Below are 25,247 nucleotides of genomic sequence, written 5' to 3'. Positions count from 1 at the left end.
ACGTTTTTTGCGCGGTCACGGTCCGGGCCATGCGGAACGCCGGCCGGCCGACCGTTGCGGTCCGGTGCCGGCCGGCGTCACGTGCGTCACCCGGGATGTCGCGTATGCGACGGGCGGCGTATGGCGGATACGCGACGCCGTGTTCTAGGCGAACAGCCGGTCGAACACGGTCCCGATCTCATTCCACCGGCCCCGGTAGGGGGCGTACGCCCAATCCGTTTCGTAATGCCCGCCGTCGGAGAGCAGACTGTTTTCGGCGCCGTCGAGTCGCATGTGCAGCCAAATCTCGCCCGCCCTTGCGAACGCCTCCGCGGGGGCGAGCCACCGGTCCGGGTTCGCGCCCTTCATGCGCGCCGTGTCCACGGTCTCACGATAGTGGTCGAGCAGGGGGCGGAACAGCGGGTCGAGGCTCAGGTCGGTTCCGCCCCACGTGTGGTCGAGGTGATGCATGAGCTCGTGGCCGAACGATTCGGGGTGGCGCGGGTCTATCGCGATCGCGCGCAAACCGGTGTGGTAGACGCCGTCCGCCCGGTGGCGTCCCGTGTAGCGGAAGCGCAATGCGGCGCGCGTCCCGGACATGGGGACGGCGGGCTTCAACGCCTCCCATTCGGCTCCCAGTCGGGCGAACAGGGCGAGGTCCACGTCGTCCTCGACCTCGATCCGGTCGAAGTCCATGGCGAACGGGCTGGCCTGCCCGGCCTTGTCGTGCTTCGGATCACGGTGTTTCTTGTCCTCGAACACGGTCGCCGATACTCCGGCCTCCGTGCGGCGGGCGAGATCCCGGTTCATGCGCCAATCCGATTCGACGCGCAGGATGGTCTCGGCCGCAAGCCGCAGCTCCGCCGTCCACCGCACCCATTCGAGGCGTTCCGCCAGCAGCCTTTTCGCGCGTTCGTCATCGCAGTCCAATCCGATCAGTCCCGCCCCGACCGTCCATGCCAGCAACGCCTTCGCATCGCCCGCCTCGGGCGGGTCGGGGAGGCTCACGCCGCGGGTGTTGCAGGAGACGACGAGCCCGTCCACGCCTTCGAACCGGCGATCCATGTTCGTACGGAAATACTGCCATGTGTGCCGGTCGTCGGTCAGCAGGTCGCGGATCGGCCCCTCCGGATCCGGGTTCGCCATATGCTCCATGATCATGCGGGCGGCCAGCAGGCTCGGCAGGCTCACCGTGTCCACGGTGCGCTTCGAGAGACGGTACCTGTAGTCGATTCTCGCCAGCATGGGTTTGTGCGGGCCGAGCCCGATGATGAGAATCCGCCCCGCCGGATGCCGCAATGCGATCGCGGGGCTGCCGGTCTTTGATTCCGTGCGCCTCAGGTCGCGCGCGACCTCCGCGTCCGTGTCGCGGTCGATGGGCGTGCAGCCCGGCCAGATCGCGTTCGCGGTGGCCTTGGCCACCGCCTTGCGGTCCGTGTCCTTCTCCAATGAATCGTACAGGTAGCGGCCCAGACGGCGGCGGACGGCGACCATGTCGTCCTCCGGCCGGATGGCCGGCACCTTCAGACGACGGTCCGAATCCACCGGGAGACGATCCTGTAACAGTGTGGTGATTCTTTCGGCCATGACGGGCTCCTTGCATGCGGAGAAATCCTTTATGGCATCCCGCATGCGTCCCCGTCATTGTCGAATATCACATATCGTCGTGGATCGGATCATCCCCGTTTTTCTGCGCCGAAGTCAGCCCATTGTCCACCAGACGTCCGACCGCATGGTATTTCAGCCAGTCGATGAACGGTCCGCGATCATCGCTTTCGTAAAAGCCGATGAGCCTGTCCCTGAACTCGTCATCCATCCGTTCCGGAGGCAATGCGAATATGCCGACCCCGTCATGGATGAGGCAATGGTTGGCGGCCATCGCCGAAGTCCGCTTGTTGCCGTTGCTGAACCATTGGCCCCGGCTGATGGATGCGAACAGGTTCAACGCCCTATCCTCCGGATCGTCAAGCCCGAGATCCTTTCCGATTTGATCCCTGACCCCATCATACGAGGGAACAGGGGGAACATATCTGGTGCCTCCGATGGTGACCATGTCGTTCCTCAGCCTGCCGGGGGAGGGCTCCAGCCCGTCACCTACAAGCCGGTTGTATTCGGAAAGATACTGCCAGTCGACCGGCCAATCCGTGTTGTCGAAAAGGAACTGCCAGGCGTGCTTCAGATTGTTCAGCACCATCACATCCCTGGCCCTCGCATCCCCGGGCGTGATGCCCTTGAACACGTCGCGCGTATCGGGGAACGTGAGACCCCTGACCTCGATGCTCGCGGTCTTCCACAGCAGGTCGATGGTGCGGCGTTTCGCCAGATTGACGCATGCCTCCGCATTGGAAACGGTTCCCGCCCCCATGGGAGGGGCGACATCGGCATCATCCACTCCGGATACGGTCGTATCGAACGTGCCGGCCACGCCTTGTGGCAGTCCGGCGGGACGATGACTCCGGTTGTTCGCATCCATGGTCATTGTGGCATCCTGTTCCGGGTGAGGCCTCCGGGAAGAAGCTCTACCGCATTGTCGTGAATATAGGAGATGGCGGCTTCCTTGGAATCCCCTATGGCGGATTCCAATGCCGGAAGCTGGTCGGGGTAGGTTCCGAACAGGCCGATGCCGCCTTCGACGAGAAGATGGTTCGCGCACACGGCGGCGAGGATCCTATCCTGATTCCAAAGCTCCATAAACATGTCCGTGGCGTTTTCCTCCGTCGGATTGGTGTGATCCGGCAGGGGAATGTCCTTCGAAGCCCCCAACTGCTCCTTGAAGCAATCGAACAGGTCTTCATCAAGTGGATGATCTGCATTGGCGATGGTCGTCTCCAATGCGTTCGACAGACGGTACAACAACACCGTCTCCTCGACGGGACGGCCTGCAAGACCCTTTCCGTGGTGGACGATGCCGGCGGCTGCCTTGTAGGGTATGACGGTGCCGGAAAGATTGGAAATCTTCCACACCGAATCATCTTTGAGCCGGATAGCGAGCCGAACGGATTCTTCTTCCATCACGTCCTCCTTCGATTCCAATCCTACGGCATTCCGCATGCGTCCCCATTAGATTACGTCGGTTTCGGCGGGCTTCCATTCGCCGCCGTTCGACTCCTCGAACCGGGTGCGGGTCCGCGCCTCCCATTCCGGCGTGCCCGGCTTCTCGTTGTGTATCCAGCTCATCACGCTCGCGGGTTTGATCCCGTTCGCCGTGATGACCGTGTGCCCGATCGGATAGGTGGAGCCGTCGCTGTAATACCCGATTCCCGGCCGGTCATGCTCCATGCGGAACGTGTGGGTCTTCGCGTCCGCCGTCACGTATTCGATGCCCGGATCCCAGCGTGCCAGGGCGAGCGCCCCGGTGACGCCCCGGTGTTTGGCGGCCAGGCGCAGCATGGCGGCCTGGCCGACGTCGGGGCCGAGTCCGGCGAACGGCTTCACGATTCTCTCGTCCGGGTCGAACACGTCAGGATCCGCGGCCATGAACGCCCGGTACCCGTGTTCGTCGTCGCACAACGCGTCGCGCAGCTGCCGGTATCGTCGGGTCGGTTTCCGCCCGTCCAGCAGTTGTTTCTCCAGTTTCCTGAACTCCTTGGATTTCCGGTATTCGCGCCCCGCCTGCGGGTTCCAGCCATCCTCCTGCAATTCGTGCAGCGTGTCGGCGAACGCCATCCTGTCATCGAACGCGCTGCCGTTGATCAGTCCACGGTCGACGTTCGTCTTGTACAGGTCGCGCATGTCATCGTTCAACGGTGACAGGTGTTTCTCCGTCGCCGCGGCATATCGGGCCTGTTTGGTCCGGGTGCCTTTCCATGCGGCTTCGTGGCGGCGTTCGGCGGTCTCCTCGTCGTAGTCGCTTACCCAATCCTCCGGCTGCGGTCCCGCGTATGCGTTCGTGTGTTCGTCTGGCCGTACGGGCTCCAATCCGAGCTTGCGGAGCTCCCGGTTCGGATCCAACGCGGTCTCGAGGATATGCTGTCGGGTTTCCTGTTCCAATTGCGTACGGTCAGGCGCTTTGACCGGTATGCCGTCATAGGCGGCCTCTATATGGTCGGCGATATAGTCGGCATGGGAGCCGCCCGGGGCCTGCGGATCGTATCGCAGGTTTTCAATGATCAACGGCATGTCATCGGTTTCGCCCGGTTTCGCCGGACGGGCGATGAGCTCACCCAATCGTCTGGCGGCGTATCCCGCGCAGTCGGCTACATCCGGATCCATGATGATGTATGTTTCGGCTGTGAGCATCGCATCGTCCAGCCGACGTCCGCCGGCCGACGGCGGGACGACGTCGTCGATCCCCGCCGTCACGGCCGTCGTGTCGAACGTGCCCGCCACCCCCTGGGGCAGGCCCTTCGGCCTGTGGCTCCTGTTGTTCCTGTCTGCCGTCATGGTCGTCTCCGTTCCACGAATACCGGATCCTGTTCCGGCTGCTGCCTGCTATACGGGGCGGGACCGCATGTTCCGGCCTGCATGGATACGATGAGGAATTGTTGTACGGGCGCGCCTGGAGGTGGAATCGTTGCGTCGAATCGTTCGAGCGGTTCCGCGACCTATATGCAGGGCGCGAATGTCCCATCTGCCACAAGGCTGTGATCGTCACGGCCGGATATGACGGGGATGAGGATGCGCTTCGCGTCCACGTCGACTGCGACTGCACCCGATCCGAAGGGGCGGACGTGTCCCATGCGGTGAATCTTTGGCTCGACCGTCATCAGGGCAAGGCGGACCGCATCGAACGGGCGAACCGTCAGGCTGCGGACATCACCGCGAGGATTCCCGGCGCAAAGTCGGACGAGTATGAGATCGGCGAGCCCGCCGATTGGACCGTCCGTTTCAAACTGTGCTATCCCCAAGGAAGCAAGCCCGACCGCGAGGGGCTTCTCGCCGACCCCGACCTGGACCTGACCAAGGGCGAGGGAGGCTACCATTGCACGCTGACCATCAAAGCGTACGACGACAGCGACCTACGCCGTTTGGCCGACAGGACACCGCAGGGCGTCGCCGCCGCACGCCATGGGTTCCATCTGTTCGACGATAAGGTGGAACGCGTCGAATAGTCGTAAGGAGGCCGCCCCACGGGATTATCCCATGAGGCGGCCTCCTGTCATGTTCGGCAAACGGTGCGGGACTTCCGGCTTATTGGCGGCGGCCCGTCGGCGTATCCGCCCAGGACGGGCCGTGCCGCCAAAGGCTTCGGCGGCACCTTTCCTTTCGCCGCGACGCATAGCGCCCGGTATGGGCAACAACCAACTATCAGCCGCCAAGAAGGCCAAGAACGACGAGTTCTACACACGAATGCCGGACATCGAGAACGAGCTAAGGCATTACTCGGAGCATTTCAAAGGCAGGACCGTGCTTTGCAACTGCGACGACCCCTACGAGTCGAACTTCTTCAGGTACTTCGCCCTGAACTTCAACCATCTGGGACTGAAGAAGCTGATGGCGACGAGCTACTGCGGCTCGCCTATCGCCGGGGCCGAGTACCAGCCGTCGCTGTTCGGCGACGAACCGGACGCGCCGTCGCGTCACGCCTACAAGGCCATCGTCACCCACGTGGAGGATACGACCGGTGACGGCGGCTTCGACATGGAGGACGTCAAAGTGCTGTTGAACGCCCCGGGCAACGAGGTGGCCGAGCTCCACGGGGACGGCGAATACGGAGCCGGGGACTTCCGCAGCCGTGAATGCCTCGAACTGCTCGACGAGGCCGACATCGTCGTGACCAATCCGCCGTTCAGCCTGTTCCGCGAGTATGTGGCGACGCTCGTGGAACATGGCAAGAAATTCGTGGTACTGGGCAACAAGAACGCCATTACCTACAAGGAGATCTTTCCGCTCCTACGCGATGACAAGGTCTGGTTGGGCTTCACCTCGCCGTCCGACTTCACCATCCCCGGCGAGGGGACCACCAAACAAGTCAACGGCCTGTGCCGTTGGTACACCAACCTGGACATCAAAAAGCGCCACGAGGACCTGCTGCTCTATCGCCGGTACAAGGGCCATGAGACCGACTACCCGAAGTACGACAACCACGACGCCATCGAGGTGTCGAAGGTGGCCGACATCCCCGAGGATTACTACGGCGTGATGGGCGTGCCCATCACGTTCATGGACAAGTACAACCCGGACCAATTCGACATCGTCGCGTTCCGCAAGGGCGATGACGGACGCGACCTGGTCTTCACCCGAGAAAGAGAGAGAGAGTACAACCGTACTTTCGCATACTCGTCCGGCGACGGCGATAGCCGGGCTGTTCAACAATCCGAAGGACACGATGGTCAACGGCAAATCGAAGTACGCCCGCATCACCATACGCCGCAGACCGAGCCGATAGACCGCGACTATCCGAACATGACCCGCCGTGCGCCCGGTCTGATGAACGGGCGCATACACGGCCAGGAGACATACAGGCGAATCCTCATCCGCCGCAAGGAGGCATCCAATTGAACGTCGAACCCATCACCGTCGCGGTGCGCGACCTGAGCCAAGGCTACACGGACAATGCGGTCGGGGGCGTGACCGCCTACGGCGGCGACCTGGACGTGCGCCCGCCCTACCAGCGCGAGTTCGTCTACCGGGACGACCGGCGCGACGAGGTGGTGCGCACCATACTCAAGGGGCTCCCGCTGAACGTCATGTACTGGGTGGACCGGGGACCCGACGCGCGGCCACGCTACGAGGTCATGGACGGCCAGCAGCGCACCATCAGCGTCTGCTCATACGTGGCCGGACAGTACAGCCTCGACGGGCGGTTCTTCTTCAACCTGCCCCGCGACGTCAAGGAGCGTATCCTCGGCTACCCGCTGACCGTGTACGTATGCTCCGGCACCGAGTCGGAGAAGCTCGACTGGTTCCGCATCGTCAACATCGCCGGCGTCCAGCTGAACGACCAGGAGCTGCTGAACGCCGTATACGCGGGCCCATGGGTCGCGGACGCCCGCGCCCGCTTCAGCAAGCCGGGCGGCCCCGCGGTCCAGGTGGGCGGCGACTGGCTGAAGGGCTCGGCCATCCGGCAGGACTATCTGGCCACCGTGCTCGGCTGGGCGGCCGCACGGCACGGCGCGAGCGTCGAGGACTACATGGGCACACACCAGCACGACCCGACCGCGCAGGCGCTGTGGAGCTACTTCCGCAGCGTGCTCGACTGGGCGCAGGCCGTGTTCCCCGTCTACCGGCGGGAGATGAAGGGCCTGCCATGGGGTCCCATGTACGATGCGAACCGGGACCGTACCGACCTGGACCCGAACGCGCTTGAGGCCCGCGTCCAAGAGCTGATGGCCGACGAGGACGTGACCCGCAAGAGCGGCGTCTACCGGTATCTGCTCGACGGCGACGAGCGGAGACTCAGCATCCGGGCGTTCGACAAACGCACCCAGCGCGCCGCCTATGAAGCCCAAGGGCACCGGTGCGCCGTGTGCGGCGGCGAGTTCGGCCTGGCGGACATGCATGCGGACCACATCGTCCCGTGGAGCCGTGGCGGGCACACCGTGCCGGACAACTGCCAGATGCTGTGCCGTGACTGCAACCTGCGCAAGGGCGCGCAGAGGTAGGACGGAAAGGAAAAGGGGCCGCCCCGGAGCCCGCGCCTTTGCGGACCCCTGGAATGGCCCCGTCCGTATCGGAGCGCAGGACGGGTCATGGCGTGCACGGCTGGTTCACGTCGAAACCGTATTCGTCCCCGCATGACATGCCGCCGACCGGCATCCGGGGGTGAGACTGCAACGGTCCCGCCGTCTGACAGCCGACCGGAAAACCGTGCCCCTGACGCATACGACGGGGCATGGGAACACACAAGCATCACCGGTACCTGACCGGCGCGCGCAAGGCGAAGGCCGACGAATTCTACACCACGTACGACGCGATCGACAGGGAACTGTCCCATTACCGCCATGACCTGGCCGGCCGGCATGTGATCTGCGACTGCAATGACCGGCCCGGCATGAGCATGTTCGTCCGATGGACGCTCGACCACATGAGCGAATACGGGATCGCGTCCCTCACCTGCACGAGCTTCCAACCCGACCATGACACCCTGTTCGACGACGGGACGCCCGCCATGCAATGGCATGTGGACAACGACGGCCGCGAGGGAAGATATTCGATCGCGGACCTGGCCGCCCGCCCATTGGACGGCGACGGCTCGTTCGACTCGCCCGAATGCGAACGCCTGCTCGACCGGCCCGGCGCGATCGTCGTCACCAACCCGCCGTTCAGCAAGGCCATCCGGTTCATGCGCATGCTCCGCCGGCATCCGGACACCGATTTCCTGATCGTCGCCAACCTGAACCTCGCCACCGCCAACGACGTATTCCCCATGGTCAAGGGGGGACGCTGCCTCGTCGGCCTGAGCATCCACTCGGGCAGCATGTTCTTCCGACTGCCCGACGACCGGCCGAAGACGGGAAGCATGATCCGGCCCGACGGCACGGTCGGCGTCAACAGCATCCGATGGCTCACCAGCCTCGCCGCCGCACGCGCCGACAAGACCCAGCCTCCCACGGGACACACGTACCGGGGACATGAGGACGAATATCCGGAATATGATGCCTACGACGCGATCAACGTGGACTCCATGCGCATGATGCCCGACGATCATGACGGGCCGATGGGCGTCCCGTTGAACTTCCTCGAACATTGGGCGCCAGGCAACGGGTTCATGCTGCTCGGCAAGCTCGACGATCCGACGGTCAACGGACGCCGACTGTACAAGCGGCTGCTCGTCAGACGGACGCGGGACGCATGATCCACGCCGCCCGCGCATGCAGACGGGAAAACAGCACGCCGGACGAGGGGACGATGACGCCCCTGTTCTAGAACCCCGTGTCGGCGAACACGGAAGCCAATCCCATCGAATCCACGCGATCCCACACCATATCCGGGATTCGGACCGTCCGGCCGTCCGGCGCGACCACATGATCCGACCGGTAGCGTCCCGCACGCGCGCAATCCATCAACGCGCACGCCACATCCACGCCCGTCACGCCCGGCATGAACGCGGGCGACGCCCACACGCTCCACAACCCCGACAACGGGCCCACCGGCACAAGCCGAAGCGAATCGGCCCGCACGCGCGCCGGATCATGCTCCAGCAGGGCCAGCGTCCATGCGCGCGCATCCAACCGGGCCATGCGCGCGCACCAGGCCAACGCCAGCGCGCACCAGCCCGCCCGGCGCACGCCCACGCGCTTCGCCAGCATGGACGCGAACATCATGCCCGACCCGTAGGCGGACACGTCGAACCCCAGCAGCCCCGCATGCCCGCGCGCCCACAGCCAATCGTCCCGGCCGGGCGGCGACGGCATGCCCACGTCGGGCAGACGCGAGGAGGGCGGCGCCCAGTCCAGCCAGGATGATTCCAGCAGGCCGGGCAGCCGCCGCGCGTCCATGCCATGGATCCGGTTCGCCGCGTCCGCGATCCGAAGCAACGGCAGGTCGTCCGGCCCGGCCGTCGTGTCGTCGAAACTGACGGTGATCATACGCCTTCCCCTTCCATCGTCCCTTGCGGATCGGGTATGCGTCCCTCATGAAGGGGAAATCCCGGCGTCCGGGCATGGAAACCATGCCGAAACCCGGTTTTTTGCAAGGGAAAACGGTCCCTCCCCTTGATGTGATGCTGTTTTGTGGTGTGATGTCCGTCGCGTGTGTTCCTGGGTGTCGGTGTCCTGTCTTTTTTCTTTTCCGATGGCTGATGGGATGGTGTCGTATCGTGTTTTCCTCTTTTGCTCTTTTTCTCTTTTTCCTTTTCTTTGTCTCCTTTTTTTCGTTTTCGTCCGCGGCGTGCGCCGGACGGCGCGCATGGCGCCCCCTGTCAGTGGGCGCGCCTGGATTCGCGGATGATGCTGGACACGCCCTGGAACAGTCCGGTGAGGAACCGGATCCAGGCTTGGCGCATGCGCGGGTCGGAGGCCGGGCGTCGCGGCCTGTCCGCTTCGTCGGATCGCCCGGGCGGATCCGGGTTTGGTTCCGGTTCCGGTTCCGTGTCGGGTCGGGGGTCGTGCGGGCGCGTGTCTTCGCGTGCGTGCGGCCTGTCGGCGGGGCGTGGGGGGAGCGGCGGATCGTCGTGGATGACATGCCATCGTCCGTCGGCCGCATGTTCGATGCAGGCTCCGTCGGGGAGATGCGCGATGTTCGTTCCGGTCCGGTAGGAGCGGGACGTGTGGGTCGTGTCGTCCACGCATTCGACGTGGGTTTCGTTCCCCGTGCGGCTGACGCGCGTGGGCGTGTATGAGCGTCGGATGTCGAGGTGGGCGGCGCAGTCTTCGGCGATCATGCGCGTGTCGATGGGGTGCGGCCAGACGGGGCGTGTGTCCGGCCGGCCGGGTTCGTGTCCGGGTTCATCCCAGGGGTCCGGTTCGGGGATGATGATGCATGCGCGGTCTTTGAACAGGGGTGTGGCGTGGCTGCGAATCCAATCGTGGTCGTGCATGCGTGCGGCGAGCATGCGGCGCGTGTCCTCGTCCGCGTGGGTGAGGATGACGAGCCGTTGGAGGCGTATGTCGTCGCGCCCGTAGCGCATGTCGATGGCCTGCTGGGGGATGGTGTGCGTGCCGAAACGCCATGCGATGTCGCCGGGCCGTGGTGCGGGCATGGTGCGGGCGAGGCGTTCGAGTTCCATGAGTTCGATGCGGTCGGGTGGTTCGGGCGGTCGTATGCCGGTCTCGTGGCCGCCGCATGCTTCCGGTTCGAATGTTCCGGCCACGCGTGGGGGCAGGCCTTTCGGCCTGTGGCTCCGGTTGTTCCTGTCTGTGCTCATGCGGTGCGCCTATGCGTATGGGCTGGGGATGGGATGGTTGGGGATGCGGGTGGCGACGCGGTTCCAGGGCGCGTCGCGTTCGAGCGGCGTGGCGGGCGTGCCTTGGATGCGGCGTAGGCCGGTCCGGTCGCGTATCCACATGGTGTTCGGCCGGTCGGCTTCGTGGTAGATGCCGTAGCCCATGGTGTCGGGCGCGTCCAGCGGGGTGTCGAACCCGGTGATGAGACGGGTGTCGTCGCCGTGGATCAGGTAGTGGCGGCCGGGCTTGTTGCGGATGATCATGCTCGCATGGTCGGGTTCGAACAGGATGCCGTGGACGCGTCGGCTCCGGTATTGCATGCGTGGTTTCATGCGCGTCCCTCCAGGGCGCGTGCGATCGCGTCGGCGATGTCATGGCGCGCCATGGGGTCGGCGGCCGTGTCCCATCTGGTTTCGACCATGATGCTGGCGAGCCGTATGTCGTGTATGCCGTCGGGGGTGATGGCGCCCCGGTGTGCGGTGTTGACGCCGACGGTGAGGCCGCGGCCCATGAGGAGCGCGGCGGCGCGTGCCCCGATCGCCCGGGATGCGGGATCGTTGTTGTGGCCGATGATGGTCTGGGTGCGCGGCTGGTCGGCGTGCGGTTCGAACGGGCGTGGTTCTCTGGGGTGGGTGTGGACGTCGATGATCGTGCATCGTCCGTACGTGTCGAGCATGGTCCGGCATTGGGCTTGCAGCATGCGGTGCCATGGCGTGTACAGGAGGCGGAACCGTTGTCCGCGTTCCCTCATGCCGGGTGCCTGTCCGGGCTTGTAGAGGGGATGCCCGTCGATGTCGCGTGTGGGGATGGCGCCCATGCCGGCCGTGTTCATCTCCTCCCGGTCGTCGGGGTATCGTTCCGGGTCGCACCACATGCGGGTCGTGTGGTCGAGCATGATGGTTGCGTGGAGCCGGGCGGCGATCATGAGGCCGAGCGTGTCCGCGTGCCGGTCTCGTACCTGTTCGCATGTCTGGTCGAATGCTTCCGCGTCCGTCAGGCGGGTGCGGTCGAATCCGTCGGGGACGAGCCGGCCCGCGTGTGGTGTGTGGACGAGCATGGGCGTCGTGCCCTGCCGGATTTCGAAGAGAGGCTTATCGTTCATGATGGTTCCGGCTATGCGTCCCGGGCGCGCGGGGGCGCATGCGCGATCGCGGACAGGACGGCCGTCCTCTATCCGGCGGTCCGGCCGCGGCCGTGCATGTCTCTGCTCATGCGGGACGGCTATGCGTGCCCCCGCATGTCGATGCGCGTAAGGCTGTCTGCGACGGATCGTCGGCGGACGTCCCGTTCGCCTTGAGGATCTCCTTTATCTCCTCTTCCGTCCATTCGCGGCCCAGCGTGTCCTGCATGTCCAGGATTTCCTGACGGCTGGTGATGTGCCCGTTGAGTTTACGCATCATCATGACGCTGAACTTTGCCATGCCTACGGCTCCGGTCTTCGGATCGTATAGGCCTTCAAGCTGTCGTGCCATTGTCGTTCTCCTTGTTTATTGTCCTGATCGCGCGTCTGGATTCACGATGACCTCTTCACCCAATTGGATGTCCCAGAAGGCTATCTGATCATGTTTGGCACATGCGTCCCGGACGTCATGCGCGTCCATGTCGCAGACGGAGACGTCGACATATAATCTGTCGTCGGCCGGGTTGCGCCATAATCCCAGATAGTTGCCGTCTTTCGACAGCAGATCGCGATTGTCCATGAGATATTCCATGGACAGTCGTGCGAAATCATCGGTGGTGGAGGGCATTGCCACGACCCTGCTCCGTTCGGGGTATGGTGAATGGCAGAACCCGACAACGGGAGTGGCGTCGTTTCGCGGACTCCATGTCCCGCCTCCTGTTTCGCTGAGTGAGCGGAACATGTCGGCGGCGGTGGCATGCTTCTCTTTCGATTCCATTTGCCTCAGTTCGGCGCGGGCGAGCCTGGTGCGCAGCCCGTCGTATTCCGGACCGTCCCGCTGGGGGATGGATGCCAGTTCGCGGCGCAGTATGTCCGGATCGTCGTGGACGGGCATGGGCGGGGCGATGTCGTCGCCGTTCGTGCCGGGATTCCTGTCGTAGGTGCCGGCCACGCCTTTCGGCAGTCCGGCGGGCCGGTGCGTCCGGCCGTGCGTGTCTTTGCTCATGCGGGATGGCTATGCGTGCCGTCGGCCGGCTTCCCGTTTCAGTCGGTCCCGCACCAGTCGGCGGCGGCGTCGAGCAGCTGGTCGTCATTGGCGGCGTGCCCGCGACGGATGGGGATCCATGTCTCCGCGTTCCCGTTGATCCGGTCGGACATCCAGCCGAATACGCCGAACGGGTGGATGCCGGGCCCGTTGTATTCGCGTAATGTGGGTTTCCTCCATTCCCGGTAGACGAGGTCCCAGCCGCCGTGCCCGTCGGGTTCCGCGTGGACGCGCCGGTCGCCGTGACCCCGCGCGTCCAGGTTGATGCTGCGCCCGTTCTCGCTTCGTCCGGCGAGCAGATCCCAGTCGAGGCCGCGTTCCCGTGCCCGGTCGAGGATGTCGGACGCGTTTTCGGCCGTGGTGGGCGGCCTCACGTCATCCGGGCCCGTGGCGCCGCCTTTCGTCTCGTATCGGCCGCCTTCGGGCGTGCCCTTCGGCTTGTGGCTCCTGTTGTTCCTGTCCACGGTCATTACGCCGTTTCCTCCGCCCGTTCCGGTTCCCGTTGCGTGCGGAGGCTATGCGTGCGCAACGGGGCATGATGCATCGCCGGCCGCGGCCCGCGGGTCGGGTCCGCGCAGGCGCGCGTTTTCGTCGAACACGCCCGCAGCCTCTCGTTCCACGCCCGTCACGGGCCGATCCCGTCCATCGGCATCCGCCATCATGTCCCTCGCCCCCCCGGGGGCCGTCGTCCCGTACGACGGGCCCCTTTGGGGCATAGGGGGAGGCCATGAGCATTGTTGATATCGGCGTCACCGGCTGGCGCGCATTCTGGTCGAGCGTCACCGCGCCGGGCGCGTTCGGCGTGTACTTCATCGTCCTCATGATCGCGCTCCTCGTGGGCTTCGCGTTCAACCGCGCCCAGTCCGCGCTCTCCATGGGCCTGCGCGTCCTCGCATTGCTCCTGTCCGCGATCATGATCATGGGCGTGCTCGGCGTGCTCGGCCTGAACATGACCGGATTGACGCCCGCGATCAACTGGCTGCTCGAACAGGTGCAGGCCCCCGTCTACATCCCGGAGGCGTGACCATGCGACGTGGCGATGGGGGAGGCCCGTTCCGGCAGCTGCTGTCCATGATCGCGACCCTGGTCATGGTGGGCGTGCTTGTCGTCGTGCTCGTCTCCTCGGGAGGCTGGCGGACCGTGTCCGAGACGCTGGGCGTCGGGAACCCGGACGCGTCCACGGCCGCATTGGCCGAATCGAAGAAGGGGGATGCGGGACGCAACCCGGATGCCAAAAGCCTGTCGGGCCTGCTCTCCCTGTTCGGCGTCCATACGGGCGGGGAGACGGACGCGGGGGCGAAGGGCACGGGGAGAACCCCGGACACGGCCCCGACGGGGGATGCGGCCGCATGGCGGGCCCAGTTGGACGCGGCCGGCCGGATAGGCACGGCGGACGCCAGGCCGGGCGGCTACGACCGTGAGACGCGGTTCGGCGGCTGGGCTTCGTCCGGCTGCGGGAAGGCGACCACGAGGGACACGATCCTCGCCCGTGACATGACCGGCGTGAGGAAGGACTCCTCATGCCGGGTCGTGTCGGGCACGCTGCGCGACCCGTACACGGGCGGGACCATCGGGTTCAGACGGGGCGTGAAGACGAGCGCCGACGTGCAGATCGACCATGTGGTGTCCCTGTACGACGCTTGGGCGTCCGGCGCCCGCGACTGGGATCAGGCGAAACGCGTCGAATACGCGAACGATCCGGACGTGCTCCTCGCCTCGGACGGGCCGGCGAACATGGCGAAGGGGAGCGGCATCGACGTGAACGGACGATCCGGATACCTGACGCAGCATACGGGCGCGCCCGACATCTGGATGCCGGACAACAAGGCGTACCGGTGCGACTACATGGCGAAACGCGTCAGCATCAAAACGAAATACGGTCTGACGATGACTCCGAGGGAGAAACAGCAGACCGTCACCTACCTCGCCGGCTGTGTGGCCGGGAAGAACCAGTAAGGAAAGGGGAACGGCGTCTTGACCGTGGACAGGAACAACAGGAGCCACAAGCCGAAGGGCACGCCCGAAGGCGGCCGATACGAGGCGAAAAACACGGGCGCGGCCCCGGATGACGTCGCCGCGCCCACGCCCGTGACGGACGATGGGCACGCCCGGTTCGTCTCCCTCATGGAGGGGCATTACGGTCGGCTGCTCGAACTGGAGGAACGGGACGTCAGACACCGCACGACCCGCCGGTGGGCCGCCGCGTTCGACCGATGGCGGGCGGGGCATGCGGACGAGGCGGGCGCTTTCGTCGCCCGACGCCGCGACCCGATCTCGTCGGACCGGGAGGCGGCCGCGTTCATGCTCGCCCGCCGCGACCTGCAACGCGAACGGGATCCCGAATTCGGCGAACTCGACCGGTGGGTGGACGCGGAGATCGAACGGTTGAGGCAGGAGCCGAAACCGTCGAAGAAGCATGTGGACGCGATCGACGCGTTCGAACGGCATCGACGGAGGCATCCGGACGAGATCCGCGCCTATGAGGAGAAACGCGGCAAGGAGATCTCCGGCACCAGGGAGGCGGCCGCCTACATGCTCGCCAAAGCCCGCCAGCTCAACGAGCAGGTCCGGCGCGACAACATGCTCGCCCTGGCGGACGAGAAGGAATGGGACGCGTTGGGCGAACGCATCGCGGAGGGGGACGGCGTGGGACAGTATTCCCGTGCGCTCGCCGGCCGCTACGGGCTCGATCCGGAACGGGAGCGGATCCTTTTGGAGGACACGGACGCGCATATGGGCGAGGAGGCGGATCCGGGGACGGCGGCGCGCGGGATGGACCGCCGCTACCGGCTCGCCGCCCGACTGCTCGGCAACATCGACTGAAGGCGAAGGAGACACGCGCGATGGCGATGCTCATCATCGGCGGCGAACGCACCGTCCTGCACGGATCGGATCCGGACATGCTCGCGTTGTCCGTCCTGCATGAGGCGAGACGGCGGGGCATGCGGGCCGCCCTGGCGGACGATCGGGGCCGCAAGGTCATGATCGTGCTGCCCGCCGGCCCCCTGGGACCCGCATGCGGACGGGAGGATGCGGCTTGACCGGACAAAAACCACTACGGGAACACGCCATACGGGCCATCCTTCCGACCCGGACACCGTCCGCCGCGCGGGCGCGGGGGCCGTTGCCTCCGGTGAACCCGTATCCGCCTCAGGTGCCCGGTACCGGCAATGGCATGATCCCGCCGCCGGACGCAGGCCAATACGCGCCTCCACAGCAGGCGGCCCAACCGCCCGTAACATCAGGCAATACGCAAAACCCGTACGCCAACAACAACCGGTGACAAAGAAGGGTCGACGCGCGTCGTTCGGACAGAGAACCGGAAAACGCGCGCCGACCCTTTCCACACAGTATAGCGTGCCCTAGCCGAGCAGGCGATAATATCCCATGCCGGGCATGACGGCCGTGACCTTCGTGCCGTCGACCGGGTTCATCGCATGGATCATCAGACCGTTGCCGATGTAAATGCCCGCATGCCCCGCGTTTGCCATAAGATCACCCGGCTGCGGGTCAGTAACGGGCGTGCCGATCGTGGCCTGCATGCCGGACGGGTGCGGCAATTGGATGCCGAACCGCGCGTACACGTATTGGGTGAAACCACTGCAATCCCAGCCGGCAGGCGTATTGCCCCCGTACACGTATGGCGCGCCCTGGTATTGGAGCGCGTAGGAGACCAGGGCGGCGGCCGTATCCGAGGCGGGTTTCTCCTTGTCACCTGTCGTCGGCGCCGATACGGCCGGTGTGCGTGGCTCGGCGCGTGACGCGGCCTCCGACTGTCGCGCCTGTTCGGCCTGGATGCGCGTGGCCTGTTCCTCGGGGCTTTCCGCATGCGGCACGTCCAGGGTTTCGATGCCTCCCCATGAGCCGTCCACGTCGGTCGATACGGCCTCACTGAACGAACGATGCGGAACCAAGTGTTTCGGGAACGATCTGACACTGCTCGCCATGTGGATTGGAGCCGAATCGGCGGCGTCCGCCCATGCCGGGATCGTCGGCATGGCGAGCATGACGATTGGCAGGAGAACCGTCAGGACAATGGGAGCTCTTCTAATAGTGGATGTACTGGTATGCATGCGTCTGTTTCGCCTCGATGGCGCGTCGGAACGGGCCGACCTGCCCGTTCACGTTCGCTTCGCTGATCTCGATGGAACCGTCGCCGTTGACCTTCTCCACGATGGCGACGTGCCCCCATGCGTTGTTGACCTGCGCCGGGCTGAACACGATCACATCCCCTTGTCGGGGAGTATCATCCACCCAATAGCCGAGCGCCTTGGCGGAATCGGCCCACATGCCGCCATCCCCCAGCCGGCTGCCGACCGGCAATCCCAGTTGCGTGCGCCGCACATACGCCCACCATGTGCATTGCCCGTACGCGTACGCGTTGCCCGTGTCGCCGGTCGCATGGTCCGGATTGAATCCGGTCGGAGTCTGATCCTCGTCGCGCCCGTTGATCAGGTCACGGACCGTTGGATTGTCCGCGTGGATGATGGTGAGCTTGCCCTCCGGCCGGTCGCCCATATCCCATGTGCCGTCCACCGTCAGGTCCGTGCGCGTCCGGTCGCGGTCCGCGGCGGGGAACGGGTCGGGACGGCCCTGCACGCCGATCGAGGCGCGGACCGTCGTGTCCGCCGTCGCGGGCGCGGGGTTCGCGAGCCATGCTCCCATGCCCGACGCCGCGAGCGCGAACAGGAGGAGCAGGGCGACATGCCGCTGCCTGACGCGCCCGCGCCGCAGTCTGGTCCGATCCCGTCTCGTGTCCGCCGTCATGTCCGTCCTCCCATGCCGGACCCGGGTATGCGTTCCCCTCATTTCGCCGCGCCCCCCGTGCCCGCGGACGCGGACGTGTCGGATGACGCGTCGTGCGCGGGGCGCGCGCCGGGCGCCCGGTTCCCATGCTCCCTGAGGGTCGCGCCCGTGCCGGGAGCCCCCCAGGCGAGGATGCGCGGCGTGCCGTCCGGGTCGGCGACCAGCAGATCGTACGAGTATTGGGATTGGGCGGCCGAACCGTCGCCCGCGTCCGCGTGCGCGACGGTGACGGTGACCCTGAGCGCCGCCCGGTCCGACCTGCGTTCGTTACGGTCCACGTTCCCCTTGTCCAGGTAGGCGCCCCCGTCGATGGTGGCCGCCGCCGCCTTGCCGAGCCCCTGCGCCCGATACCAGGCGTTCGGATCCGGATCGTTGACGAGCACGGTCAGCATGTCCGAATCGGAGCCCATGAACGCGTCCGCCCATTTGCGCACGGTCGTGTCCAGCATGTCGGACGCGGTCAATTGTCCGAGCGTGTCCTTCCACATGCCCGTATCGCCCCTGTCGTCCGCGCCCGCCAGGCCGAGTCGTTCCACGCTCGGCCAGCCGGACAGGCGCCCGTCGGGCGTGACCGTGGTCCTGACCCGCCACCAGCCGGCCGCGGAGTCCACGATCAGCGTGTTCACGCTCAATGTCATGTCCTTGGACCCGTCCGACACGGTGGCGTGGGATTGTCCGTTCCAGCTGACGATCCGCGCGTCCGCGCCCAACGCGCCCTTGGCGAGCCATTGCTCCGTCAACGCCCATGATTCGACGCGTCCCGCGGGATCGAGGTCCGCGGCGGGGGCGGGCTTCGACGCGTCCGGCGGGTTCGACATGAGATAGGCGACGATCAGGAGCAGCATGATCGCGATCCACCGCTGCCATCTGAGCAGCCGCAGGCCGGTGAGGCGGAACGCGCGCCTCGAGAACTGGCGGTCCGGGTCGCCGTCGCGTTTCGGGTCGGGGGCGCGCCAGCCCGCGTCCTCGTCGATTCTTTTCCTTCGCATGATGCACGCCCCCTATGCCGCATAGGGGGCGTGCATCATGACGTCGGAAGGAAAGGATGGAAGCCATGCGAAGCGTGGAAGTCGCCGCCGCACCCCAGATCGTGCGGCCCATCATGGACGGCGTGGCGAAACTGTGCGGCTTTGTGACGGGCAACGCGGCGCTCGCGACCCTGCTCGTCCTGCTCGGCGCGGTCGTGATCATCACCTGCGTCGTGCTGCTCGTCCTGCGCAAATGGTGGCCGTCCACGCAGATCGGGCAGGCGCTGCAGGGGGGAGGCACGGTCGGATGGTGCTGCGCGGGCATCACGCTCGGCCTGTGCGGCATCCTGCCCTCCCAGATCCTCCCGTTCGCCGCCGGACTGGTCGCCATGCTGTTCCAGATCGTGTTGAACGTCATCTCCCAGGTGTTCGGACTGTAGGATCATGCTGTTCGATCTGACGTCGGTCAGCGGCCAGCGCGTCTCCCAGGTCGACGAACTGCACCTGGGCGGACGCCAATGGGTGTCCAGCACGAACCTGTTCATCGCCGTGGCGGGCGCCGTGGCGGGCGCGGCGCTCGCCACGCTCGTACGCGTGCTGCCGGCCGCCGCCGGCCAATGGTGGCCGTACCTGCTGATCCCCGCGGGCATGGTCGCCGCGCTCGTCCTGTTCGTCCGCCGGCGCAGCGTGGAGGGGGAGCGCAACATGCGGCGCATCGACCGGATCATGGCGCGCCGGCACGGCATGGACGGCCGGTTCGTCCGTCCGGGAAGCCTCGAACCGTACGATCCGGGCGGCTACGAGCTCATCGAATTCCACGACCACGTGATCGACCGCTGACAACGAAGGAGGATCCCGCATGGGATTCATGTCGGACATGATCGTGCTCGCCACGCAGGACGCGGGCGGCGGGCAGGGGGCGGGCGTCACGCCGGGCGCGCCCGCCAGCGCGGACACGCTCAACACGGACGTGGTCTGCAGGGCGCTCGACTGCCTGCCCGTCGACCGGTGGGCGACGGCCACCATATCGGGCACCAGCCGCGAGGATTTCGCGTCGAAGATCGTGAACATGCTCAACTTCACGGACGCCATCGGCAACTCGCTCGGCCACATGCTGAACGCGGTGGGCAACGGCATGTGGGCGGCGGCCGCGAACCTGGCCGACGGCGGCGTCCTGGCCGGGTCGGACAAGGCGATCGCCCTGGCCGGCCCGGCCGCGAACACGATGGCGGCCGGCATCTACAAGGCCCTGTTCGATCCGGCGACCATCGGCTTCTTCCTCGCCATCCCCGTCCTCGTCGCCATCGTGGCGGGCGTCGTCGCCGTCTACATGCGGCAGGGGGCGGGCGTGCTCGCCAGACGGCTCGTCTGCCTGTTCCTCGCGCTCGGCCTGTTCTACATGATGGGCGCGACGAGCGCCGCCCATCCGACGGACGCGTACCCGGGCACCCCGTACTGGCTGGTGTCCACGGCGAAAAGCGTGGTCGACGAGGCGGGCGGCGGCGTCACGAAGGCGTTCAACGGCGCGTTGGAGAAGACGGGCGGACTGGTCGCCGACCCGTCCGACCAGTCGAACATGGCGTCCTGCCGACGGTACACGTCCGTATTGAACCAGGCGGCCCGCAAGAACCGGAACGCCATGTCGGACGGCGTGAACCTCATGTGGGAGGAGACCGGATTGCGCGTGTGGATGCGCGGCTCCTACGGGGCGGGCGCGAACGCGAGCAACGTGTTCTGCCGGATCCTGGAATACCGTGCGGGCGCGGACGCGAAGGCGATGAGCGACATCACGACCGCGGGCATGGGCGGCTTGAACGCCGTCCAGCAGAACGCGATCGCGTTCTGGCCGACCATGATGAGCACGGCGAAGGACCTGCGCGTCCAGTACACGCTGAAACTGCCCGCGGATTCCACCACCCAGATGCTCGACCGGTGGGTCATGCTGTGGAACGTGTGCAAGGTGGATGCGGACGGCTCGTTCAAGGCGCGCGCGGGCTTCAAGTTCGTCGGCGCGATCGAGAGGAAACCCCTGGCGGGCTCCGCGGCGGGCGTCGTCAGCCGGGAAGCGGGAGGGCCGCTCGCATCCTCCTGCGAGGCGGCTTTGACCGGCATCGACCCGGACGGGAACGACACGTATTATGTGACGCGCGGCGACGCGGACAAGGCGAAGCCCGTCACCGACGATTCGGACAAGACGAACAAGCGCAGCGAGATCGCGAACCTGACGCTCCTGTTCGACGTGAACACGGCGACCAGCGGCTGGCAGCAGCTCGTGTTCACGAACGGCGGCGGGAACATGCAGCAGAACACGGCCGCCTACCGGCTCATCGACCAGCAGCACGGGAAAAGCTCCCTGGGCACCCTGTCGGAGGGGTTCCTGAACGGCGTGGCCGGCGAGGTGAACCTGATCGTCTGGGGATTGCTGTGCGGCAGCCTGCAGACGCTGAGCATGCTCGTCGCCTGCCTGGCCGCGCTCGGCCTGTTCCTCGCATTGCTCCTGCTCGCCGTCAGCCCGGACGCGGGCCGGCGGGCGGTCGGCAACGCGCTCGTCCAGATGCTCGCATGGGTGGCGGGCCCCACGGTCGTCGCCCTGTTCGGCAGTCTCGGCATCCTGTTCACCAACATCGGCATGGCCCTCCTGGGCCTGGTCGACGCGGACGGGAACACGCAGGGCGGGGTCGCGGGCCTGCTCGTCGCGGCGATCTTCCTGCCGATCCTGTACGTGAAGGCCGTGAAGCTCCTGTGCGTGAAGGTGTGGAGGATCGGCAACCCGTTCAGCCTGCCCGGCCTCGCCCAGCTCGCCGGGTTCGGCAACGGCATGAAACGGGGCCTGACCATGGCCGCGGGCGCCGCGATCGCGGCGGGCGTGTGCGTGGCGACCGGCGGCTCGGCCGCCATGGCGCTCGGCTCCGCGGGCATGGCCATGAAGGACGGTGGGCGCGGCGGGTTCGCCGGGACCGCGATGAACGGGGTGAAGGCGGGCATGGGGCCGGCCATGCATGGCATGACGGGCGGCGGCCGGTCGGCCGGCGGGCACGGGCCCAGCCAGGCGGACAAGGCGGCCATCGCCGCCAGAGACAAGGAGGCGCGGGCGAGAACCGAATATCTCGCGAACCGTCCCACCCCGGACGAGAACCGGCTGGCGACCGTCCGATACGAGAACAAGGTGCGCGCCGAATTGGCGAAATCCCTGCGGGGCGACGAGCTCGAAAGCCAGGTGAGGAAGATCATGCGCTCCGACACGGCGGCCGAGGACATCGGCCAGCTCGCCGAGGACATCCACGAGCAGGCGAAGGCCCCGCGCCCACCGTCCCGGCCCGCGTTCGCCCAGGGTTCCCCGCAGTCGCGCATGCGCGCCGCGAACGGCCCCGCGAGCCGGGCGGACGCGTCCCGGCCCCCGGCCGGCCGTCCGGGGGCGCGCCCCGACGCGCCCGCCCGGCCCCTCGCCCCGTCGAAGAACGCCCTCCTGGCCGGCTTCGGGAAAGGCTACAAGCTGACCGTGAACAACGGGTTGGACGAGCGGACGCTGATACGCGTCGGCGAACGCCTCCTGAACGACATGCGGCGGCGCGGCCGGACGAACCGGCCCGCGTCCGGACGCGCCGCCACGCCGGCCCGTCCGATCCGCATACCCGCGTCGAACAGCGAGGCGACGCGCGCGCTCCTGGAACGCGAACGGGCGCGCAGCACGGAGGAGCGGCGGTTCAGCCGCGCCGAACAGCGGGGCGACATATCAGACGAGAGCAACGATCCGAACTACCGGAGGTTCCTCGCCGAACAGCGGGCGAACACGGCGCGGCATAGGAGGGGCGCATGAGCGAACACAACCCGTATCTCCTGTCCGACCCGCGACTGCTCGAAGCCAACCGGACCGCCGTCGCCTACCAGCTGGGGCATGGCACGCCGCCCGGATGGCTGCTCGCCCCCGGCACGGGCCCGCTGCCCATACCCGAACCCATGGCCGTCAGACCGGATTCGCCGCGCACCATGGAACTGCTCGCCCTCCCGTTCGCATGGCTGCCCGACGAGATCTGGGCCCGCTACCCGCATGAGACGGACCCGGGGTACGCGACCCGCGTCACCGTCGCCCTGGACGCGATGGGCCTGCTCGCCGACACGGGGGACGGCGTCTGGTACGCGTCCGTGGAGGACGCGCCGTCGGACGCGGACGCGGCGGCCCGCACGCTCGCCGCCCTCGACGGGGACGCGGATGACGCGGGGACGATGCTGGTCGTGGAACGGATGCGCGCGCGCATGCTGAAAGCCTGGCCCGGCGGGTATCCGGCCGGCGAGCAGATCGGGTTCGCCCGGCGGACGGCCGGCCTGGCGTTGACGGCCAATCTGGCGTTGGCGGGCATGCGCGCCCTCGACATGGACGCGCACGGCGACCGGGAGGGGGCGACGGGCGTGATCCGCGCGGCCATGCGCGTCTGGCCCGGCCTGTTCCCCGACCGGCCCGACCGGGACGCGCTCGCCGCATGGGTGTCGGACCTGCACGGGGACGCGGTCGCGGCGATGCGCCTCCTCAATCGCATGGGGCTCGCGTCCGACGGGGACATGGAGGCGTTGCGATGAGCCGCGAATCGGAGGACAGGGAACGCGACCGGTTCGCGTCGGACACGGACCGGTGGTCGCCGTGGGCGGCCCTGATCGGCGTGGGCTCGTTCCTCCTCATCCCCGTGTGGCGGCTCCTGTCCTGGCTGATCGGGCTGCTGTGAGCGTGCGGCGCACGATCCGCCGCGCCTGGGAGGCGTACCGTCTGCTCCGCGTCGCCTCGTACGCGGCGGGCGCGCTGGCCGGCGCGGGCGGCCTGGCGGGCGCGTACTGGACGCTCCTGGCCCGCCGGCTCAGGGCCGGCCTGGCGGAGGATTCGCCCGAATACGCGGCGGACACGGCCGTGGACCCGTGGCATGCGGGGGAGCGTGCGGCGGGGCTGGCGCGCATGCTCCGTCAGATCCGGGACGCGTCGGGCGCGCGCCTCGTCCCGATTCTGGCCGCGGCCGTCGTCCTGATCGCGCTCCTGGCCCTCGCGAACCTGCGCATGCCGAAGCCCGACAACCCGTTCGACCGGGATCCGGTCCGCCTGTTTCCGGACGCGGACCGGACGTGGATCCGCATGGCGGCGGGCGGCCGGTGCGAGCATCGGGGCCTGTTCGGCCTGCTGCGATGCCGGGGGCCGATCGAGCATATGGACCATCATTACCCGTGGTCGAGGGGCGGGGCCACGGACCGGCACAATCTGGTCGGCCTGTGCGCCCGCCACAACCTGCGCAAGTCGGACGGGATACCGACCCTCCTGCGCACGTGGCTGCTGTACCGGTCGCGCCTGAAATATTTCCCCGCCCGTCTGCGCGGCTACGCGTGGCCGGACGGGCGGGCGCATAGCATGCGGGACGACGACCGGAAGGAGCTGGAATGAGCGTGGACAGGAACAACAGGGCGCACAGGCCGGGCGGCCTGCCGCAGGGGTATGCGGGCACGTTCGCGCCCATGCGGGCCGCCGGCGGGGACGTGGTCCCGCCCCCGCCGGCCCGCCGGCGGGGGCGGGCGCGCGGCGTGGAGGACGACGCGCGCGCCTGGGGTTTGAAGGACCGGATCGAATCGCTGGCGGACCTGGGCGACGGGGAGCAGGCGCGCCGGCTCGCCCACGAGGCGGGCGCCCTGTGCGCGGGCGACTCCATCCCGTTCGCGGACGGCGCGTACGCGGCCCTGTTCGACGGGCGGGAGCTGACGACGGTGCGCATCGACGGGCCGGACATCCAGGACGTGGGCTTCCGGCCGGAAAGCATCCGCGCGTGAGCCGGGGACGCATACCGGACGCTGACGGGAACCGTCGGACCGCAACCATCGTGGGGCGGCCCACCATGATCGGAAAGGAGCCCATTGATGGCTGACCAGAACCAGCAGGCGGAACGCCTGAACCTCGTGACAGTGCCCGGGATCGCGAACTTCCCGCACCTGTTCGACACGGATCCGAAGAACGGCAAGTACACGCTGTCCATCCTGTTCGACAAGAAGGATCCGGACGCCCAGAAGATGATGCGCGACCTGCAGGCCAAATGCACGGAGGCGATCCGCCGCGGCATCGACGGCGAACCCGGCAGGGACGGCAAGTCGTACGCGCCGTTCGCCGGGCACAGCATGGACGACGCGGATTGGGTGAAGCGCCTGGGCCTGCCCGTCGAGGACGGGGACACGGCCGTGTTCACCAGGGGCGACAACGTGGGCAAGCTGAAGAAGGACGTGTACAAGGAGTATGAGGGCCATTGGATCCTGAAGGCCGGCACGAAGAACGACCTCGTCGCCGCGGGCTGGGTCGTGGACCAGAACCGTCGACGTCTGACCGCCAACGAACTGTATTCGGGCGCGATCGTGCGCGCCAACATCTGGCTGTACCCGTACAGGCAGGACAATTCGGGCGTGGGCGCCATGCTGAACGCGGTCGTCAAGACGGGCGACGGGGAGCGCATCGGCGGCGAAACCGACCCGCTGGCGGCGTTCGGCCTGCCGGACGCGTCGGCGGCCGGCGTCCCGGACCCGTTCGCGGGCATGGGCGTCTGACC

General features: G+C 67.0%; 30 protein-coding genes. 16 read left to right on the top strand and 14 right to left on the bottom strand.

The window, feature by feature from the left end:
* Positions 1 to 144: 144 nt before the first annotated feature.
* The 4 genes from BLLJ_RS05380 to BLLJ_RS05365 form a co-directional block, all read right to left on the bottom strand.
* The gene (locus tag BLLJ_RS05380) at positions 145 to 1,566 is read right to left on the bottom strand and encodes a hypothetical protein (RefSeq protein ID WP_013582743.1); all 1,422 of its coding nucleotides are present in this window, start codon (positions 1,564 to 1,566) and stop codon (positions 145 to 147) included.
* Between the two features lie 67 nt (positions 1,567 to 1,633).
* Entirely contained in the window at positions 1,634 to 2,452 is an 819-nt protein-coding gene (locus BLLJ_RS05375; protein ID WP_176966546.1) for a Fic family protein, read from the bottom strand.
* Between the two features lie 2 nt (positions 2,453 to 2,454).
* Entirely contained in the window at positions 2,455 to 2,991 is a 537-nt protein-coding gene (locus BLLJ_RS05370) for a hypothetical protein (RefSeq protein WP_013582741.1), read from the bottom strand.
* A gap of 48 nt (positions 2,992 to 3,039) precedes the next feature.
* Positions 3,040 to 4,362 (bottom strand): hypothetical protein, encoded by a 1,323-nt coding sequence (locus BLLJ_RS05365; protein ID WP_013582740.1) that lies wholly within the window; start codon positions 4,360 to 4,362, stop codon positions 3,040 to 3,042.
* Between the two features lie 200 nt (positions 4,363 to 4,562).
* Here BLLJ_RS05365 and BLLJ_RS05360 point away from each other — a divergent pair, with 200 nt between their 5' ends.
* From BLLJ_RS05360 to BLLJ_RS05345, 4 genes are all read left to right on the top strand, one after another.
* Positions 4,563 to 5,030 (top strand): hypothetical protein, encoded by a 468-nt coding sequence (locus tag BLLJ_RS05360; protein WP_016507676.1) that lies wholly within the window; start codon positions 4,563 to 4,565, stop codon positions 5,028 to 5,030.
* A gap of 178 nt (positions 5,031 to 5,208) precedes the next feature.
* On the top strand, positions 5,209 to 6,420 hold the full coding sequence (locus BLLJ_RS05355) for an adenine-specific methyltransferase EcoRI family protein (protein ID WP_013582738.1): 1,212 nt from the start codon (positions 5,209 to 5,211) through the stop codon (positions 6,418 to 6,420).
* 23 nt (positions 6,421 to 6,443) lie between these two features.
* Entirely contained in the window at positions 6,444 to 7,523 is a 1,080-nt protein-coding gene (locus tag BLLJ_RS05350; RefSeq protein WP_256337107.1) for an HNH endonuclease family protein, read from the top strand.
* Positions 7,524 to 7,753: 230 nt separating this feature from the next.
* Positions 7,754 to 8,716, top strand: a complete 963-nt coding sequence (locus BLLJ_RS05345; RefSeq protein WP_013582736.1) for an adenine-specific methyltransferase EcoRI family protein — start codon at positions 7,754 to 7,756, stop codon at positions 8,714 to 8,716.
* A 67-nt stretch (positions 8,717 to 8,783) separates the two neighbouring features.
* Here BLLJ_RS05345 and BLLJ_RS05340 read toward each other — a convergent pair whose 3' ends face one another.
* The 7 genes from BLLJ_RS05340 to BLLJ_RS10045 form a co-directional block, all read right to left on the bottom strand.
* A complete protein-coding gene (locus tag BLLJ_RS05340; protein ID WP_013582735.1) occupies positions 8,784 to 9,449 on the bottom strand; it encodes a hypothetical protein in 666 nt (221 codons plus the stop codon).
* Positions 9,450 to 9,781: 332 nt separating this feature from the next.
* Entirely contained in the window at positions 9,782 to 10,726 is a 945-nt protein-coding gene (locus BLLJ_RS05335) for a hypothetical protein (RefSeq protein WP_230473326.1), read from the bottom strand.
* Between the two features lie 9 nt (positions 10,727 to 10,735).
* Positions 10,736 to 11,077 (bottom strand): hypothetical protein, encoded by a 342-nt coding sequence (locus BLLJ_RS05330; protein WP_230473325.1) that lies wholly within the window; start codon positions 11,075 to 11,077, stop codon positions 10,736 to 10,738.
* On the bottom strand, positions 11,074 to 11,847 hold the full coding sequence (locus tag BLLJ_RS05325) for an N-formylglutamate amidohydrolase (protein ID WP_016507673.1): 774 nt from the start codon (positions 11,845 to 11,847) through the stop codon (positions 11,074 to 11,076). Before BLLJ_RS05325 ends, BLLJ_RS05330 begins: the two co-directional genes overlap by 4 nt.
* 106 nt (positions 11,848 to 11,953) lie before the next feature.
* On the bottom strand, positions 11,954 to 12,217 hold the full coding sequence (locus BLLJ_RS05320) for a hypothetical protein (protein ID WP_013582731.1): 264 nt from the start codon (positions 12,215 to 12,217) through the stop codon (positions 11,954 to 11,956).
* Positions 12,218 to 12,232: 15 nt separating this feature from the next.
* Positions 12,233 to 12,871: a hypothetical protein gene (locus BLLJ_RS05315; RefSeq protein ID WP_013582730.1), complete on the bottom strand. Its 639-nt coding sequence runs from the start codon at positions 12,869 to 12,871 to the stop codon at positions 12,233 to 12,235.
* Between the two features lie 38 nt (positions 12,872 to 12,909).
* Positions 12,910 to 13,380, bottom strand: a complete 471-nt coding sequence (locus BLLJ_RS10045; protein WP_013582729.1) for a hypothetical protein — start codon at positions 13,378 to 13,380, stop codon at positions 12,910 to 12,912.
* Between the two features lie 257 nt (positions 13,381 to 13,637).
* Here BLLJ_RS10045 and BLLJ_RS05300 point away from each other — a divergent pair, with 257 nt between their 5' ends.
* Genes BLLJ_RS05300 through BLLJ_RS05285 form a run of 4 tightly spaced genes read left to right on the top strand, consistent with a single transcriptional unit; the run spans position 13,638 to position 15,951 of the window.
* Entirely contained in the window at positions 13,638 to 13,934 is a 297-nt protein-coding gene (locus BLLJ_RS05300; RefSeq protein ID WP_013582728.1) for a hypothetical protein, read from the top strand.
* Positions 13,935 to 13,936: 2 nt separating this feature from the next.
* Entirely contained in the window at positions 13,937 to 14,866 is a 930-nt protein-coding gene (locus tag BLLJ_RS05295) for an HNH endonuclease family protein (RefSeq protein WP_013582727.1), read from the top strand.
* Between the two features lie 24 nt (positions 14,867 to 14,890).
* Positions 14,891 to 15,733 carry a hypothetical protein gene (locus BLLJ_RS05290; RefSeq protein WP_013582726.1) on the top strand — a complete coding sequence of 281 codons (843 nt, stop codon included), beginning with the start codon at positions 14,891 to 14,893 and terminating at the stop codon, positions 15,731 to 15,733.
* A 20-nt stretch (positions 15,734 to 15,753) separates the two neighbouring features.
* On the top strand, positions 15,754 to 15,951 hold the full coding sequence (locus BLLJ_RS05285) for a hypothetical protein (protein WP_013582725.1): 198 nt from the start codon (positions 15,754 to 15,756) through the stop codon (positions 15,949 to 15,951).
* A 321-nt stretch (positions 15,952 to 16,272) separates the two neighbouring features.
* Here BLLJ_RS05285 and BLLJ_RS05280 read toward each other — a convergent pair whose 3' ends face one another.
* Genes BLLJ_RS05280 through BLLJ_RS05270 form a run of 3 tightly spaced genes read right to left on the bottom strand, consistent with a single transcriptional unit; the run spans position 16,273 to position 18,705 of the window.
* On the bottom strand, positions 16,273 to 16,917 hold the full coding sequence (locus BLLJ_RS05280) for a C40 family peptidase (protein ID WP_032740823.1): 645 nt from the start codon (positions 16,915 to 16,917) through the stop codon (positions 16,273 to 16,275).
* A 40-nt stretch (positions 16,918 to 16,957) separates the two neighbouring features.
* Entirely contained in the window at positions 16,958 to 17,677 is a 720-nt protein-coding gene (locus tag BLLJ_RS05275) for a CHAP domain-containing protein (RefSeq protein ID WP_231837331.1), read from the bottom strand.
* Positions 17,678 to 17,715: 38 nt separating this feature from the next.
* Positions 17,716 to 18,705: a hypothetical protein gene (locus BLLJ_RS05270; protein ID WP_013582721.1), complete on the bottom strand. Its 990-nt coding sequence runs from the start codon at positions 18,703 to 18,705 to the stop codon at positions 17,716 to 17,718.
* Positions 18,706 to 18,761: 56 nt separating this feature from the next.
* Between BLLJ_RS05270 and BLLJ_RS05265 the strand changes: the two genes are divergently transcribed.
* The 8 genes from BLLJ_RS05265 (at position 18,762) to BLLJ_RS05235 (ending at position 25,245) form a co-directional block, all read left to right on the top strand.
* Positions 18,762 to 19,124 (top strand): hypothetical protein, encoded by a 363-nt coding sequence (locus BLLJ_RS05265; RefSeq protein ID WP_013582720.1) that lies wholly within the window; start codon positions 18,762 to 18,764, stop codon positions 19,122 to 19,124.
* 4 nt (positions 19,125 to 19,128) lie between these two features.
* A complete protein-coding gene (locus BLLJ_RS05260) occupies positions 19,129 to 19,524 on the top strand; it encodes a hypothetical protein (RefSeq protein WP_013582719.1) in 396 nt (131 codons plus the stop codon).
* A 19-nt stretch (positions 19,525 to 19,543) separates the two neighbouring features.
* Positions 19,544 to 22,501: a hypothetical protein gene (locus tag BLLJ_RS05255; RefSeq protein ID WP_013582718.1), complete on the top strand. Its 2,958-nt coding sequence runs from the start codon at positions 19,544 to 19,546 to the stop codon at positions 22,499 to 22,501.
* Positions 22,498 to 23,259 (top strand): hypothetical protein, encoded by a 762-nt coding sequence (locus tag BLLJ_RS05250; protein WP_013582717.1) that lies wholly within the window; start codon positions 22,498 to 22,500, stop codon positions 23,257 to 23,259. Before BLLJ_RS05255 ends, BLLJ_RS05250 begins: the two co-directional genes overlap by 4 nt.
* Positions 23,256 to 23,402 (top strand): hypothetical protein, encoded by a 147-nt coding sequence (locus tag BLLJ_RS11430; RefSeq protein WP_226784160.1) that lies wholly within the window; start codon positions 23,256 to 23,258, stop codon positions 23,400 to 23,402. The genes BLLJ_RS05250 and BLLJ_RS11430 overlap by 4 nt, the downstream gene beginning before the upstream one ends.
* The gene (locus BLLJ_RS05245; RefSeq protein ID WP_230473322.1) at positions 23,399 to 24,103 is read left to right on the top strand and encodes an HNH endonuclease; all 705 of its coding nucleotides are present in this window, start codon (positions 23,399 to 23,401) and stop codon (positions 24,101 to 24,103) included. The genes BLLJ_RS11430 and BLLJ_RS05245 overlap by 4 nt, the downstream gene beginning before the upstream one ends.
* On the top strand, positions 24,100 to 24,483 hold the full coding sequence (locus tag BLLJ_RS05240; protein ID WP_013582714.1) for a hypothetical protein: 384 nt from the start codon (positions 24,100 to 24,102) through the stop codon (positions 24,481 to 24,483). Before BLLJ_RS05245 ends, BLLJ_RS05240 begins: the two co-directional genes overlap by 4 nt.
* A gap of 87 nt (positions 24,484 to 24,570) precedes the next feature.
* A complete protein-coding gene (locus tag BLLJ_RS05235) occupies positions 24,571 to 25,245 on the top strand; it encodes an ssDNA-binding protein (RefSeq protein WP_013582713.1) in 675 nt (224 codons plus the stop codon).
* Positions 25,246 to 25,247 lie beyond the last annotated feature (2 nt).

Source organism: Bifidobacterium longum subsp. longum JCM 1217, from assembly GCF_000196555.1.
Classification (GTDB): Bacteria; Actinomycetota; Actinomycetes; order Actinomycetales; family Bifidobacteriaceae; genus Bifidobacterium; species Bifidobacterium longum.
This window is presented reverse-complemented; position numbering and strand designations above follow the sequence as displayed.